The organism is Novosphingobium huizhouense (assembly GCF_020179475.1).
GTDB classification, from domain to species: Bacteria; Pseudomonadota; Alphaproteobacteria; order Sphingomonadales; family Sphingomonadaceae; genus Novosphingobium; species Novosphingobium huizhouense.
On sequence record NZ_JAILXZ010000003.1, the window covers coordinates 366,841 to 380,532 of the forward strand.

Below are 13,692 nucleotides of genomic sequence, written 5' to 3' on the forward strand. Positions count from 1 at the left end.
AACCCTTGATGCCTGGTAGACGCAGACCGGCTTGTTACCAACAACGCATCGCATTACGCTTGGTTCCATGGGGTCGGAAATTTTTTCGAACGGCGCGCTCGCACGCGCAGAAGCGGCAAACGCACGGGGTATCGCAGCACTGCAGGCAAGCGACTGCGCAACGGCCATCGCTGCCTTCGAGCAGGCGACGAGCGCCGACCCGGGAGCGGGCCCGCTGTGGATCAACCTCGCCCATGCCTATCGCCTGGCCGGCGAACATGAAGGCGAACGCCGCGCGCTCGAGTCCGCGCTCGCGATCAACCGGCTCGATTTCATTGCACAACTGAGGATGGCACAGCTTCACCAGCGGCTCGGAGAAGAGCAGGCAGCCTTGCAGTGCTGGCAGGGCGTTCGCCAGCTGGCCAGCGAGTTCCCTCGGGTATCGCCGGCATTGGCGGCCGAACTGGCGGAGGGCGAGCGCTATTGCGCGGCGCTGCGGGCACGGCTTGCCGCAGCCAGCGAAGGCGCACTGGCGATCGCCCGGACCAGCGAAGCGCGCGATCACCGGCGGATTTCGGCGTTCGTAGAGACCGCTCTCGGCCAGCGCCGGATCTACCACAACGAATGTGCGGGACTGCACTACCCATTCCTGCCCGCCGACGAGTATTTCGATCGCGCGCACTTTCCGTGGTTGACCGAACTCGAGGGAAGCACTGCTACGATCGCCCGGGAAATGCGCGACCTGCTTGCCGCCCCGGGGGAGGAGTTGCGTCCCTACGTGCGCATGGAGGCCGGCACTCCCGACAACAAGTGGTCGGGCCTCGACGGATCTCTCGATTGGTCGGTGTGCTTCCTATGGGAGTTCGGTCGACCAAACGAACCGGTGTTGGCCCGTTGCCCTGAGACGGCGGCGCTGCTCGAGCGGCTGCCGCTGATGCGCGTTCCCGGCCGCGCCCCCAACGTCTTCTTCTCGATGTTGGCAGCCAACAGCCACATCCCGCCCCATACCGGCGTGACCAATACCCGCGCGATCGTCCACCTGGCCCTGGAAGTGCCGGGCAACTGCGGCTTCAGGGTCGGAAACGAAACGCGCGAATGGGAAGAAGGCAAGGCCTTCGCCTTCGACGACACCATCGAACACGAAGCTTGGAACCGAAGCAACCGCCGCCGTGCCGTGCTCATTCTCGACGTGTGGAACCCGCACTTGAGCGAGCGCGAGCGCGAAGCGGTCGCGTGCTACCTCGCTGCCAGCGAAACCGCCCTGAAGTAGATCAAGCCTTCGTTCGGCAGGTGTTGTGCAAGGAGCGAATACCGCATAGCCTTGTTCAGCAATCCCGATCGAGAGTACGGACCGATGGCAAACATCCATTTCTTCGCGCTGGCCGCCTCGGCCAGCTTGGCAGCCAGTGCTCCCGCCATGGCCGACGGCGATGCGATCGATCCGAGGACGATGACCCAGGCGCAGGTCCGGGCCCATAACGCCACCCTTTCGCGTGACGATCCCAACTACATTCGTTGCGTGAAATCAGAGGAAACGGGCTCACTCGCCCGCAAGCGCTACAGCTGCCGCACCAATGCGATGTGGACGAGCGCCGATCAGACGGGCAACCAGAACGCGCGCGACACCTTCGAGGCGATGCAGGGAAAGGCGATGTCGCAGGGCAACTGACCGCCCGCCGCCATCTGCCGATGCATGCGCTCAATTGGCGAGCCGCAGAACCCTGATTGCGGCCCGATTGCCGATCCTCGCCATGTAGCTGCCAAGCGCGGCACGCTTGATCACGATCTTGTCGCCGGTGCGGGCCCAGCTTTGTCCGCCATCGGTCTGCTTCCAGCGCGCGCCGTCCGGCAAGGTGAAGACGGCGAAACCGTCCTTGCCCGTCCGCACCCCGGCGATGGTCGATTCGATCTGCGCGACGTCCTCCCCCTCGGTGTCGCCGAACAGGCGCAGCTTCGGCAGCGTAAAGCCGAACAGGCCCTTCTTTGTCTCCCGCAGCGTCGCGCGGTCCGCGACGACCAGATCCTTCTGCTCGCGGGCGTTGGCCATGGCGGCCACGGACCGATCGAAACAGGCAAGGCGTTCGGCTTCCGCAGTGATCAAACGACAGCCGAGGACCGCTTCGAAGACCGACGGGAGCTCGTCCACCTTCTGCTCGTCGCGCGGCGCCGCGGACGCCGGCGTGGCGGCGGCGAAGATCGCGGACGATATCAACAGCAACTGCAATCGCATCTTCGTTCCTTGCGCACGGTCGGCTGCACCTTATTCCTTCCCGGGGCGGCACGGTCAATCACCGTCGAATGCTCCCATGGACGTGCAGGAAATCGATCCGCCTGCCCCGGTTCAGCGCCCGGCCATCGCCTTCGCCCGTGCAAGATAGGTGCGTCCGATGCGCAGCATCGTTCCGTCGACCAGTTCGGCGGACCAGACTCCGAGCCCGTCGTGGCGGAGCCCGGCAATGCGGTCCCGCCGGACGATCGTCGAACGGTGCAGGCGGATGAAGCGCTCTGGATCGAGCCGATCCTCGAGCCCCTGGATAGTGTGCAGCAACAGATACGATCGATCACCGACGTGGAGGCGAACGTAGTCGCGTTCTGCATCGATCCGGTCGAGATCGAGTGCCGCGATCCGCACCAGCTCGCTCCGGTGGGGAACCCAGAACTCCTCGATCCAGGGATCCTTCGTTGCCGGTACAGCGGCACTGCCGGCGCGCCGCGCCGCGAGGCGCTCCTGTGCGCGCTCAATCGCTCGCTCAAGCCGCTCCTGCGCTACCGGTTTGAGCACGTAGTCCACCGCGTCGAGATCGAATGCCTCGACGGCAAAATGATCGTGCGCAGTGACGAAAACTACCGCCGGCTTGTGCTGTCCGCCGGCAACACTCCTTGCGACCGACAGGCCGTCGACTTCGGGCATCGTCATGTCGAGAAGCACGAGATCGGGCCTCAAGGCGTCGATCAGGCGCAAGGCCTGTGCGCCGTCACTCGCCGTACCGACCACCTGCACGGTCGTGATGCGCGATGCCAGGATTTGCATCCGTTCGACCGCAAGCGGTTCGTCATCAACGATCAAAGTGCGCAAGGCGAAGGTCCCCTCTCTCCAGGAATCATCAGCAATCGGCCCGCACGACGGGAAGCGTCAGCACGGTCGCATAGCCCCCGGCGGGCAGCGCCCCGCTTTCGACGCTGGCGCGTTTTCCGAACCGCGCGGCGAGCCGCTGGCGGACGTTGGCGAGGCCGATGCCGGTACTGCCGGAATGACCGACCTTCCCCGGTCCGTCGTCGGCGACAGTCAGCACCAGCAATCCCTCGGCTTCGCGCGCGGAAATGCGCACGACTACCGGACGCGTACTGGCCGAGACCGCATACTTGATCGAATTCTCGACGAGTGGCTGCAGGATCATTCCCGGGACGCATGCTGTAAGCAGCGTGTCGGGTACATCGAACTCGGTGCGCAAGCGCTCGGGGAAGCGCACCGATTCGATCTCGAGGTAGTGGCGCTGCAGCGCGATCTCGTCGCTCAGGGGCACGTCCGATGTAGGATCGCTGGCGAGGCTGTGGCGATAGAAGCTCGAGATCGTCTGGATCATCTTCTCGGCCTGCTCGGTACGACCGACCATCACCAGCGCAGAAAGCGAGTTGAGCGTGTTGAAGAGGAAATGCGGATTGACCTGATAGCGCAGCGAACGCAGCTCTGCCGCCTTCGCTGCGCGGCGATACTCTCCCTCGCGGCGCTCCGCCGCACGCGCCATCTCGCCGTTGCCAAGTGCGAGATAGAGCGCAGCCCAGGCTATCAGCAGAAAATACCGCCCCAAGGCGACATCGGTAAGCTGACGCCACAACCCCTCGTTCTCCACCGACTTGCGGATCGCCGCTGCGGCCAGTTGCTGCGCTGGCGCGGCTGCCGGATTCGCGATCGCGGTAGTTGCGACGGGTGCAACAGGGGAAGCGGCAGGAACCGCGGAAGGCGCAGCCGTGGCGCCGGAGCTCTTGTCCACGGATTTGGCCGCTGCGCGAGGTTTCGCTAGACCATGCGGAGCTTCGCGATGGCGCTCCGATCGAGGCTCCTTGACCTGTGCCGACGGTCGGGCTGCGCCCGAAACGCGCCGCGGTGCTTCTCCTTCCGATCCGCCGCCGTCTTCGGGCGCGTCATCGACATCGAAGTCGCCCCCGTCCTCCAACGCCTGTCGCGCCTCCTCACGAGCCTCGCGTCCGGCTTCCAGCGCCTGCCGCCTCGCATCCAGGGCTACGATCCGCTGCATATCGAGCGCCTGGCGTCGCGCGTCCTCGATCTGGCGGGCGATGTCATCGGCCTCCTCGCCCTTGAGCCGGACGGTCGTAGTCCCGGTTCGCAGCGTCGCGGTGCCATCGGCATTGTGCCGGATGACCACCCCGCCGGGGGTCACCATTTCGGAGCTACCGTCGGGACGATCACGCACCGTGATCGGGAAGTCCTTTGGAAACGCCGGAAGCGCGGGCGGTGCGGGGGGCGCAGGCGGTGCGGGAGGCGCAGGCGGCGAGGGCGGCGTGACGCGCGGCTTCACCGGCATCGGCTCGGGCACGTCGATCAGGACGTTGCCCGAGAGATCGTGCCGGATCTGGACGTCGGCCGGAGGATTGGGCGTAGTTTCGGTTGCAGGCGCCCCCGCCTGCCCTGCCTGCCTACCTGGCTGCGCAGGCGCCCCCTGCGGCGGCGCGGCACCCTGGTGGGAGGTCATGCGTTCGGTGATGCGCTGCTCGACCGGAGCGAACGCCTTCTGATTGATGACCGCAAGCGCCAGTGCGGCGGGCAACATCAGCACGAGGGATGCTGCAACCCGCACACTGATGCTGCGCCCGTCGAAGCGCCGCAGGAGCGGCCAGACCAGCAGGGTCACCGCGATGCCGGCCAGCGTGACCAGCCCGCGACGCCAGAGCAACTCCTGGAACTCGCCGAGCTCGACAACGAGACCGCGCACGGTGATCAGCACGAAGTAGCAGAGCCAGAGCGCGATGGCGGACATCACGACCTGGCGCGCGGGCACGTGCGGACGCGTGCTGGAAGGCGGGAGGTCGTCGAGGTCTTGCAGTGGAACCGAGGCCATTTGCAGACCTTGTACACCGCCGCGGGGGACCAGCGCCAGCGCGGCTGGTCGGACGGCATCGGTCGTTGATGGGACCGGCGCCCGCAATCGGACGCCGGTCTTCCCGAAATCAGGCGTCGAGCAAGTGCTCTTCGGCTATCTTCTTCTTCCACACCAGCGGGGCAAGCTGGTGTACGTTCTGGCCGTCGCTGTCGACGGCCACGGTCACCGGCATGTCGGCCACGGTGAACTCGTAGATCGCCTCCATGCCGAGGTCCTCGAAGCCCACCACCTTGGCTTCCTTGATCGCCCGCGCGACGAGGTAGGCCGCGCCGCCCACGGCCATCAGGTAGGCCGACTTGTGGTTGGCGATCGACTGCGTCGCGGCAGGACCGCGTTCGGCCTTGCCCACGCTGGCGAGAAGGCCGAGGTCGAGCATCTGGTCCGAGAAGCTGTCCATGCGCGTGGCGGTCGTGGGGCCGGCAGGGCCGACCACTTCGTCGCGCACCGGGTCGACCGGGCCGACGTAGTAGATCACGCGGCCCCGGAAATCGACCGGCAGTTCCTCGCCCTTGGCGAGCATGTCCTTGATGCGCTTGTGCGCGGCGTCACGGCCGGTCAGCATCTTGCCGTTGAGCAGCAGGCGATCCCCCGCCTTCCAGCTCTGCACCTCTTCCTGGGTCAGCGTGTCGAGGTCGACGCGCTTTGCCGCAGAATCGGGCGCCCAGTGCACTTGCGGCCACTCGTCGAACTTGGGCCGTTCGAGATAGGCAGGGCCCGAGCCGTCGAGCGTGAAGTGCGCATGGCGGGTGGCGGCGCAATTGGGGATCATCGCCACGGGCTTGCCCGCAGCATGGCACGGCGCGTCCATGATCTTGACGTCGAGAATGGTCGAGAGGCCGCCAAGCCCCTGCGCGCCGATGCCGAGCGCGTTGACCTTGTCGAAAATCTCGATGCGCATGCGCTCGATGTCCGTCTGCGGTCCGCGCTGCTTCAGCTGGGCCATGTCGATCGGCTCCATCAGCGCCTTCTTGGCAAGCAGCACGCAGTGCTCCGCCGTGCCGCCGATGCCGATGCCGAGCATGCCCGGCGGACACCAGCCAGCCCCCATCTGCGGCAGCATCTCGATCACCCAGTCGACGATGTTCTCGGACGGGTTCATCATCTTGAACTTGGACTTGTTCTCGCTGCCGCCGCCCTTGGCCGCGACATCGACCGTAACCTTGTTGCCCCGGACCATCTCGACATGCAGCACGCACGGCGTGTTGTCGCGGGTGTTGCGGCGCGTGAAGGCAGGGTCCGCGAGCACCGATGCGCGCAGCTTGTTGTCGGGGTGGTTGTAGGCGCGGCGCACGCCTTCATCGACCACATCCTGCAGCGACAGGTCGGACTCGAGCCGGCAGTCCTGGCCCCATTCGATGAACACGTTGACGATGCCGGTATCCTGGCAGATCGGGCGATGACCTTCTGCGCACATCCGGCTGTTGGTCAGGATTTGCGCGATGGCGTCCTTCGCGGCGGGTCCCTGCTCGGCCTTGTAGGCTTCGCCCAGCGCCCGGATATAGTCCATCGGGTGGAAATAGCTGATGTACTGCAGCGCGTCGGCCACGCTTTCGATCAGGTCCGCTTCGCGGATCGTCACCATCTCGCCCATCGCGGGAGACTCCCTCGTTGCCCTTCGATGGAGGCCCCTTACGCGCCGACCGGCGACATGCAAAGCGCTTGGCGCGGCATGCGTGTTAATCTAGAGGCCTATGCAACAAGGATTGAACCGGTTGCACCGCATGGCCACCCGCGTGGCAGCGCCGACCGGCGGCAGTGAGGGATGGTTTCATGACCCTGGTGGAAGAACGCAACGCCTCGGGCGCGATGGCGCAGGCCAGGCGTGCGATGATCGACAGCCAGTTGCGCGTCAGCGGCGTCAACGATCCGGCCGTGCTTGCCGCCTTCGACAGCGTGGCACGCGAAGATTTCGTGCCCCCGGCGCGCGCCGCCGTGGCCTATGTCGACCGCGCGGTTCCGCTCGCCGACGGCGCAGTACTTGCCCCGGCGCTAAGCCACGGCCAGATGCTGACCGCGGCTCAAGTTCAGGCACGCGACCGTGTGCTCGTTGTCGGCAAGCCGGGCGATTACCTCGCCGCGCTGGTCCGGGCGATGGGCGCGTCCGTAGTCACTGCCGCTGCCGGAAGCACCGATTTCGCCGAGCCCCATTACTCGCTGATCCTCGTCGACGGTGCGATCGAGGCGCTTCCGTCGGCGTTCGGCGCCGCGCTCGTCGATGACGGCCGAATCGTCACCGGCCTGCTCGAACGCGGCGTTACCCGGCTCGCCCTCGGCCGCAAGGTGGGCGGAGAGATCGTGCTCACCAGCCTTGCCGAAGCCGATTTCGCGCTGCTCCCTGAATATGCCGAGCCTGCCAAGTGGAGCTTCTGAAACCCATGAACGCCCGCACTCTGCGGGTCGGCTTGCTGGTAGCGTCGGTTTCTGCCTTGACTGCCCCGGCGTTCGCCGACGATCTGCGCGGCGCGCTGGTCGCTGCCTATCAGACGAATCCCAGTCTCCAGGCCGCGCGCGCCAACCAGCGGGCTACCGACGAGAGCGTGCCGATCGCGCGTGCTTCCGGCCTGCCTTCGCTCGCGGCGACGGCCAGCTACACCGAGTTCGTCAAGCAGACCTCGAACAGCTTCCTTGCACCGAGCCGCCAGACGTCGAACGACCTGTCGCTTTCCGTGCCGGTCTTCGCCGGCGGGGCGATCAAGAACTCGGTCCGGGCCGCCAAGACGCGCGTGCTCGCCGGCCAGGCCGATCTCCAGGGTGTCGAAAGCGGCGTGTTCGCCCAGACCGTGGCGGCGTACATGGACGTGATCCGCGACCAGGCGATCGTCGGGCTCAACCGTAGCAACGTGCAGGTCCTCGAGGTCAACCTCAAGGCGACGACCGACCGCTACGAGATCGGCGACGTGACCCGTACCGACGTTGCCCAGTCGAATTCGCGCCTCGCCCTGGCACGCGGGGACCTGCGCACCGCCGAAGCAAATCTTGTCGCCAGCCGCGAGCGCTACGTGCAGGTGGTGGGCAAGGCGCCGGTCGACCTCCAGCCACCGCCGCCGCTCGCCGGCCTGCCGGCGTCGCCCGATGACGCGGTGGACATCGCGCTCGCCAACAACCCCGATCTGCTGGCCGCGCGCCAGCGCAGCAAGGCTGCTGGTTATGACGTGAAGGTTGCCGGCGCAGGACGGCTGCCGCGGGTTTCGGTCTTCACCGGGGGCAACTACACCAATTACCTTGGAACTCTCGGAAGTGTCGGCAGCGCCGGTGCGACGCAGGGACAGACGACGGCGCAAGCCGGGGTCCAGGCGTCCATTCCGCTGTTCCAGGGCGGGCTGCCCGCAGCGCGCGAACGCCAGGCGCAGGCGGTGGAAGGCGCGACCATGGAGCAGGAGATTTCGACCGAGCGCGAGGTCATCGCCACGGTCCGCTCCGCCTTCACCTCTTGGAAGGCGGCCAACGACATCATCGCGATGAACCAGACCGCGGTCGAGGCCGCGGCGCTGAGCCTCGAGGGTGTTCGGGCAGAGAACACCGTGGGCAATCGCACCATCCTCAACATCCTCGATGCCGAGCAGGAACTGCTGAGGGCACAGGTCCAGCTCGTCGCCGCGCGCCGCAATGCCTATGTCGCCGGCTTCAACCTGCTGGCGGCGATGGGCAAGGCACAGGCCAAGGACCTTGCGCTCGACGCCGGGCCCGAAAGTGCGGTGCTTTACGATCCCCAGGTGAACTACGACCGGGTGAAGGGCAAGATCTGGGACTGGGCCAGCGACCCGGCGCCCAAGCCCGTAGCAACCCGTACCGTTGACTCTCCGGCGCAGGATGCGACAATTCCGGCGCAACCTGCTCCCTGAGGGGGGATTCGGGCAGGCGCTGTTTATGGGGCACGGGATCAGGATAATGCGCCAGGCTGGAGAACCGTCGGTCGAGGAAATCCTCGAATCGATCAAGAAGGTGATCGCTCGCGACAATCGCGTGGAAGCAGCGCAGTCCCGCGCATCCCGCGCCGGCGCCGCCGATGCGCTGCCCAACCGCGTCCATGAAGTGCTCGACCTTACCGAGATTGCAGCGCAGGTCCTGGCCGAAGATCACGATCTGCCGGTATCGGCCGATCGGGACGAATCGCCGTTGCTGCCCGAAACCACCGCCGCTTCGATGCGCGATTCGCTCGCGGCGCTCGCCATGCTGTCCGAACCCGGAGCCCAGCCGCAGATCGTGCGCTCGGGCGAAACCTCGCTCGAAAGCCTCGTGCGCGAAATGCTGCGCCCGATGCTGGCCGAATGGCTCGACAAGAACCTGCCGCCGATGGTGGAAAAGATGGTGGCGAGCGAGATCGCCCGGATCGTCGGCAAGAAGGGCTGACAGTTCCCCTGCTTGCCGGTTGTCCTGCAGGCTGGAATTCCGGCGCCCAACCGCTTATCCGGTTGCGATGAAAACCAGTTTGCTTTTCAGCGCCGCGCCCACGCTTGCCGCTGCCCTCGCCCTTGCCGTCCCTGCCTCCGTCTCGGCCGCTCCTGCACCCACGCCCTTCTCGGCGCAGGATCTCGTATCGCTCAATCGTCTTGGCGGCGTCGCGGTCTCGCCCGATGGCAAGCTCGTTGCCTACACCGTGACCGTCACCGACCCGTCGAGCTATGTGCGCACCACCCAGCTCTGGATCCGCGCGCTCGATGGCAAGACTCCCGCGCGGCAGATCGCGGTCGGCGGCTCGGCCAGCGACCCCGCCTTTGCGCCCGACGGCTGCCTCTACCTACTGTCAGACCGCAAGCAGGACGGTGAAGGGGCGAGCTCGCAAGTCTGGAAGATCGCAAGCCCGGCATCGCCAGCCCCCGCGCTCGCAGCGGTCACCGCTTTCAAAGCCGACGTCAACGGCTTCAAGCTTTCCCCCGATGGCAAGCGCATCGCCGTCTGGGGCGACATCGCCCGCAGCTGCGCGACGTTCGGCGGGTGTGACGGCGACGGGAACACCACCCTGCCCGGTCCCGGAACGGGCCGCCTCTACAAGGACGGGGTCGGCTTCGTGCGCCATTGGGATTCCTGGGAGACGCCGGGCAACTACAGTCGCATCTTCGCCTTCGCGGTGGGTGCGGATGGCCGTGTCGACCCGGCCACCGGCCACGCGCTCGATGGCAATGCGGCCAAAGGCGGCCTCGTCGGCGATGCGCCCAACAAGCCGTTCGGCGATGGCGGCGACGTGACGTGGAGTGCGGACAGCAAGGCGGTGATCTACGCCGCGCGCCGGGCCGATCGCGACGAGCCGCGCTCGACCAATCTCGACTTGTGGTGGGCGCCGGTCGACGGCGCACCGCCGCGCAACCTCACCGCCGCGAACAAGGCGACCGACGCTGGCCCCGCAGTCTCGCCCGACGGGCGCTGGCTCGCCTATGTCGCGATGGCGCGACCGACGTTTGAAGCCGATCGTCTCGTCGTCCAGCTGATGGACCTCGAGACCGGCCAGACCCGCGCGCTGACCCAGAGCTGGGATCGCTCGGCGGGCGCTCTGCAATGGACCGCCGACGGCAAGGCGCTGCTCGCCTCGGCCGAGGACGTGCTCGACACCCCCGCCTTCCGCATCGATGTCGCCACCGGCAGGGTTACGCGCCTGGCGCTCTCACCGGTCAGGGGCCGCGAGGGCCACATCGCCAACGTAACCCCGCTCAAGGACGGACGCTTCGTCTTCTCCCGCGATTCGATCGAGGCGCCGGCCGAGATCTTTGTGGGCAAGCCCGGCGGAAAGGCCGTGGCGCTGACCGATCTCGCCACCTCGGCCCTCGCCGACCGCGCGCCTGTCACCGCCCGCCGCTTCAGCTTCAAGGGCGCGAACGGCGATACCGTCTGGGGCCAAATCACCAAGCCCGCCTGGGCTGCAGGCAAGCTCCCCGGCATCCTCTATGTCCACGGCGGACCGCAGGGCTCGTTCAACGACGCCTGGTCGAACCGCTGGAACCCGCGCGTCGTCGCGTCGCAGGGCTATGCCGTGGTCTCGGTCGATTTCCACGGATCGACCGGCTACGGCCAGGCCTTCACCGATGCGATCAGCAACGACTGGGGCGGCAAGCCGCTCGAGGACCTGCAGAAGGGCTTTGCCGCCGCGGCGGCGCTCGATCCTCAGGTCGATGACGCCAACGCCTGCGCGATGGGCGCATCCTATGGCGGCTACATGATGAACTGGATCGAGGGGAACTGGCCCGACAAGTTCCGCTGCATCGTCCAGCACGACGGCGTGTTCGACGCCCGCGCCATGGCCTTCGAGACCGAGGAGCTGTGGTTCGACGAATGGGAACACGGCCAGAAGACATACATGCAGGACCCCGCAGCCTACGAGAAGGCGAACCCGGTCAACCATGTCGCCCAGTGGAAGACGCCGATGCTGGTGATCACCAGCGAGAAGGACTTCCGCATCCCCTATACGCAGGGGCTCGCTGCATTCACGGCGCTGCAGACGATGAAGGTGCCGGGCGAACTGCTCGTCTTCCCCGACGAGAACCACTGGGTGCTCAAGCCGAAGAATTCGCTGCAATGGCACCAGACCGTGTTCCGCTGGCTCGATCGGTGGTTGAGGAAGGGCGGGAAGGAGGGCTAGGCCCCTCCGCGAAAAGGGAGAATCCATGGCCAAGCCCGACCCCGCGCTGCTCGATCCGGCGCGCTATCCTTTTGCGCACGAGGTGACCACGCGCTTCGCCGACCTCGACCCCAACGACCACATCAACAACGTGGCCATGGCGGCGGTGTTCGAGGACGGGCGCGTGCGCTTCAACGTCGGCGCGGGCATGGTGCGGACCGAAACCTTCCGCCCGATGGTGGCGAGCGTCGCCATCGAATACCTCGACCAGGCGCACTTCCCGCAAAGCATGACCTGCCATGTCGCCGCCTGCGACGTCGGCCGGTCTAGCTGGCAGATGCAGCAGCTGCTGGTGCAGGAAGGCCGCCCGGTCGCGACCTGCCGCACGGTGGTGGTCAGTACCGACGGGCACAAGGCTGTGCCGATCCCCGACGCTTTCCGCGCGCTGCTCCAGCCCTGGCTGCTGAAATGACGTCAGCCGCCGAAGTCCGCGCTGCCGAGGAAGCGCTCGCCAAGCTGGGCGGCTTTGCCATGCAGCGCCACATCCTGCTTTGCGCCGGGCCGGAAAAGGACAAGTGTGCCCCGCGCGAGAAGGGCGAGGAAAGCTGGGCCTATCTCAAGAAGCGTCTGGGCGAGCTCAAGCTCGGCGGGGCGCAAGGCGTGCTGCGCAACAAGGTCGGCTGCCTGCGCGTGTGCCTCGCCGGGCCGATCGCGGTCGTCTACCCCGACGAGGTCTGGTACCATTCCTGCTCGCCGCAGGTCCTCGAACGCATCCTGCAGGAGCATATCATCGGCGGCGTGCCGGTGGAGGATTTTCGCCTCCACCCGCCTGCTGCCTGAGGATCAGTTCTCCACCTCGAAGGTGATCTCGGCATGTTCGCGCAGGCGCTTGACCAGCGCTTCGCCCAGGAACGCGCCCGGCGTGCCGACCCCGCCCGCCACATCCGATTCGACCAGCCCCAGCCCGGTTTCGGTCAGCATCCGGCTGGTCGAGCCATAGCCCGGATCGTAGCGGCCCTTGACCCCGTAGTGGATGGCCTGACCGTCGGGCATCTCGCCGACGAACAGCAGATCGTAGCTGCCGTTGTCGCGCACGTCCTTGCTCGGCCCTTCGCCCGGCAGCGGGTCGTTGGGAGTGCCGATCATCGGCGTCGAGGCGACGTAGTTGGCGATCTGTTCGCCCTGCTCCCCGGGGCCCGTCAGGATCATCTCGTCGTAGACGAAGTCCTCGCCGAACGGGAAACCGAGCAGCTGGTTGGTGCGGTGGACGTTCTTGACGTTGATCACCGCCATCACGAACGGTGCCTGCCACGATCCCAGGCTCTCGTCGTAGAGCGGCTTGTCGGCGGGCGGCTGGGGCGGGCCCTCGAAGCCCGGTGTCAGGCCGAACGGGCTCGCCATGATCTGGCCCAGCGCCGGCTCCTTCGCGATCGCCGCCAGCGTCGCCTTGAGGCTCGCTGCAGTGCCGCCCGAAACGCCGCCCTTGGTATCGCGCACGCGGCCCTTCACTCTCGGCGCGGGCTTGCCGAAGCGGGCGACCGCTTCCTTTTGCAGCATCAGCACGCCAAGATCGAACGGGATCGAGTCGAACCCGCACGAAAAGCAGATGCGTGCGCCGCTGGCCTTGGCCGCGGCATCGTACTTGTCGATCATCTGGCGCATCCACACCGGCTCGCCGCACAAGTCTGCATAGTCGGTCCCGGCTTCGACGCAGGCGGCAACCACCGGCTCGCCATAAAGCTGGTATGGCCCGACGGTGGTGACGATCGACCGGGTCGATTCGGCCATCGCCCTGACGCTTGCCGGATCGGCGATGTCCGCAACGATCAGTGGCGTGTCGGCGGGGGCACCGATCAGGTCGCGGATCTCCGCAAGCTTGGCGGCGCTTCGACCCGCCATTGCCCACTTCGGTCCGCTCTGGCCGTAGTGGCTGTTGAGGTATTCGGCGACGAGGCGCCCGGTGTAACCGGTCGCCCCGTAGATGACGATGTCATAGGGGCGCGCGGCGCGGTCGGTCGGCATTGGAAGTCACTCCCTTCCCGT

Annotated in this window: 13 protein-coding genes; 8 read left to right on the forward strand and 5 right to left on the reverse strand. The window is 66.7% G+C overall.

Annotation, left to right across the window (positions count from 1 at the left end; genetic code table 11):
- Window positions 1-67 precede the first annotated feature (67 nt).
- Window positions 68-1,249: an aspartyl/asparaginyl beta-hydroxylase domain-containing protein gene (locus K3A85_RS13675; RefSeq protein WP_225207071.1), complete on the forward strand. Its 1,182-nt coding sequence runs from the start codon at window positions 68-70 to the stop codon at window positions 1,247-1,249.
- Between the two features lie 51 nt (window positions 1,250-1,300).
- Window positions 1,301-1,648 (forward strand): hypothetical protein, encoded by a 348-nt coding sequence (locus K3A85_RS13680; protein ID WP_225207072.1) that lies wholly within the window; start codon window positions 1,301-1,303, stop codon window positions 1,646-1,648.
- Between the two features lie 30 nt (window positions 1,649-1,678).
- Here the strand turns inward: K3A85_RS13680 and K3A85_RS13685 are convergent, their stop codons facing one another.
- From K3A85_RS13685 to K3A85_RS13700, 4 genes are all read right to left on the reverse strand, one after another.
- Window positions 1,679-2,209: a hypothetical protein gene (locus tag K3A85_RS13685; protein ID WP_225207073.1), complete on the reverse strand. Its 531-nt coding sequence runs from the start codon at window positions 2,207-2,209 to the stop codon at window positions 1,679-1,681.
- A 111-nt stretch (window positions 2,210-2,320) separates the two neighbouring features.
- Entirely contained in the window at window positions 2,321-3,010 is a 690-nt protein-coding gene (locus K3A85_RS13690; protein WP_404822957.1) for a LytR/AlgR family response regulator transcription factor, read from the reverse strand.
- A gap of 73 nt (window positions 3,011-3,083) precedes the next feature.
- Window positions 3,084-5,057: a sensor histidine kinase gene (locus K3A85_RS18200; RefSeq protein ID WP_404822941.1), complete on the reverse strand. Its 1,974-nt coding sequence runs from the start codon at window positions 5,055-5,057 to the stop codon at window positions 3,084-3,086.
- A gap of 109 nt (window positions 5,058-5,166) precedes the next feature.
- The gene (locus K3A85_RS13700) at window positions 5,167-6,690 is read right to left on the reverse strand and encodes a fumarate hydratase (RefSeq protein WP_225207075.1); all 1,524 of its coding nucleotides are present in this window, start codon (window positions 6,688-6,690) and stop codon (window positions 5,167-5,169) included.
- A gap of 179 nt (window positions 6,691-6,869) precedes the next feature.
- Between K3A85_RS13700 and K3A85_RS13705 the strand changes: the two genes are divergently transcribed.
- The 6 genes from K3A85_RS13705 (at window position 6,870) to K3A85_RS13730 (ending at window position 12,489) form a co-directional block, all read left to right on the forward strand.
- Window positions 6,870-7,469 carry a protein-L-isoaspartate O-methyltransferase family protein gene (locus K3A85_RS13705; RefSeq protein ID WP_225207076.1) on the forward strand — a complete coding sequence of 200 codons (600 nt, stop codon included), beginning with the start codon at window positions 6,870-6,872 and terminating at the stop codon, window positions 7,467-7,469.
- Between the two features lie 5 nt (window positions 7,470-7,474).
- Window positions 7,475-8,941 (forward strand): TolC family outer membrane protein, encoded by a 1,467-nt coding sequence (locus tag K3A85_RS13710; RefSeq protein WP_225207077.1) that lies wholly within the window; start codon window positions 7,475-7,477, stop codon window positions 8,939-8,941.
- A gap of 46 nt (window positions 8,942-8,987) precedes the next feature.
- On the forward strand, window positions 8,988-9,449 hold the full coding sequence (locus K3A85_RS13715) for a DUF2497 domain-containing protein (RefSeq protein WP_225207078.1): 462 nt from the start codon (window positions 8,988-8,990) through the stop codon (window positions 9,447-9,449).
- Between the two features lie 67 nt (window positions 9,450-9,516).
- Complete coding sequence (locus K3A85_RS13720; RefSeq protein ID WP_225207079.1) at window positions 9,517-11,670, forward strand: alpha/beta hydrolase family protein; 2,154 nt, start codon at window positions 9,517-9,519, stop codon at window positions 11,668-11,670.
- A gap of 25 nt (window positions 11,671-11,695) precedes the next feature.
- The gene (locus K3A85_RS13725) at window positions 11,696-12,121 is read left to right on the forward strand and encodes an acyl-CoA thioesterase (protein WP_225207080.1); all 426 of its coding nucleotides are present in this window, start codon (window positions 11,696-11,698) and stop codon (window positions 12,119-12,121) included.
- On the forward strand, window positions 12,118-12,489 hold the full coding sequence (locus K3A85_RS13730; protein ID WP_225207081.1) for a (2Fe-2S) ferredoxin domain-containing protein: 372 nt from the start codon (window positions 12,118-12,120) through the stop codon (window positions 12,487-12,489). Before K3A85_RS13725 ends, K3A85_RS13730 begins: the two co-directional genes overlap by 4 nt.
- A gap of 3 nt (window positions 12,490-12,492) precedes the next feature.
- Here the strand turns inward: K3A85_RS13730 and K3A85_RS13735 are convergent, their stop codons facing one another.
- Window positions 12,493-13,671, reverse strand: a complete 1,179-nt coding sequence (locus tag K3A85_RS13735) for a saccharopine dehydrogenase family protein (protein WP_225207082.1) — start codon at window positions 13,669-13,671, stop codon at window positions 12,493-12,495.
- Window positions 13,672-13,692: the final 21 nt, after the last annotated feature.

Bases quoted from the DNA above. Each gene is read 5' to 3' on its own strand.
- K3A85_RS13720 (WP_225207079.1), top strand. From the start codon at position 9,517: ATGAAAACCAGTTTGCTTTTCAGCGCCGCGCCCACGCTTGCCGCTGCC.
- K3A85_RS13715 (WP_225207078.1), top strand. From the start codon at position 8,988: ATGCGCCAGGCTGGAGAACCGTCGGTCGAGGAAATCCTCGAATCGATC.
- K3A85_RS18200 (WP_404822941.1), bottom strand. From the start codon at position 5,057: ATGGCCTCGGTTCCACTGCAAGACCTCGACGACCTCCCGCCTTCCAGC.
- K3A85_RS13735 (WP_225207082.1), bottom strand. From the start codon at position 13,671: ATGCCGACCGACCGCGCCGCGCGCCCCTATGACATCGTCATCTACGGG.
- K3A85_RS13725 (WP_225207080.1), top strand. From the start codon at position 11,696: ATGGCCAAGCCCGACCCCGCGCTGCTCGATCCGGCGCGCTATCCTTTT.
- K3A85_RS13685 (WP_225207073.1), bottom strand. From the start codon at position 2,209: ATGCGATTGCAGTTGCTGTTGATATCGTCCGCGATCTTCGCCGCCGCC.
- K3A85_RS13700 (WP_225207075.1), bottom strand. From the start codon at position 6,690: ATGGGCGAGATGGTGACGATCCGCGAAGCGGACCTGATCGAAAGCGTG.
- K3A85_RS13675 (WP_225207071.1), top strand. From the start codon at position 68: ATGGGGTCGGAAATTTTTTCGAACGGCGCGCTCGCACGCGCAGAAGCG.
- K3A85_RS13690 (WP_404822957.1), bottom strand. From the start codon at position 3,010: ATGCAAATCCTGGCATCGCGCATCACGACCGTGCAGGTGGTCGGTACG.
- K3A85_RS13730 (WP_225207081.1), top strand. From the start codon at position 12,118: ATGACGTCAGCCGCCGAAGTCCGCGCTGCCGAGGAAGCGCTCGCCAAG.
- K3A85_RS13705 (WP_225207076.1), top strand. From the start codon at position 6,870: ATGACCCTGGTGGAAGAACGCAACGCCTCGGGCGCGATGGCGCAGGCC.
- K3A85_RS13710 (WP_225207077.1), top strand. From the start codon at position 7,475: ATGAACGCCCGCACTCTGCGGGTCGGCTTGCTGGTAGCGTCGGTTTCT.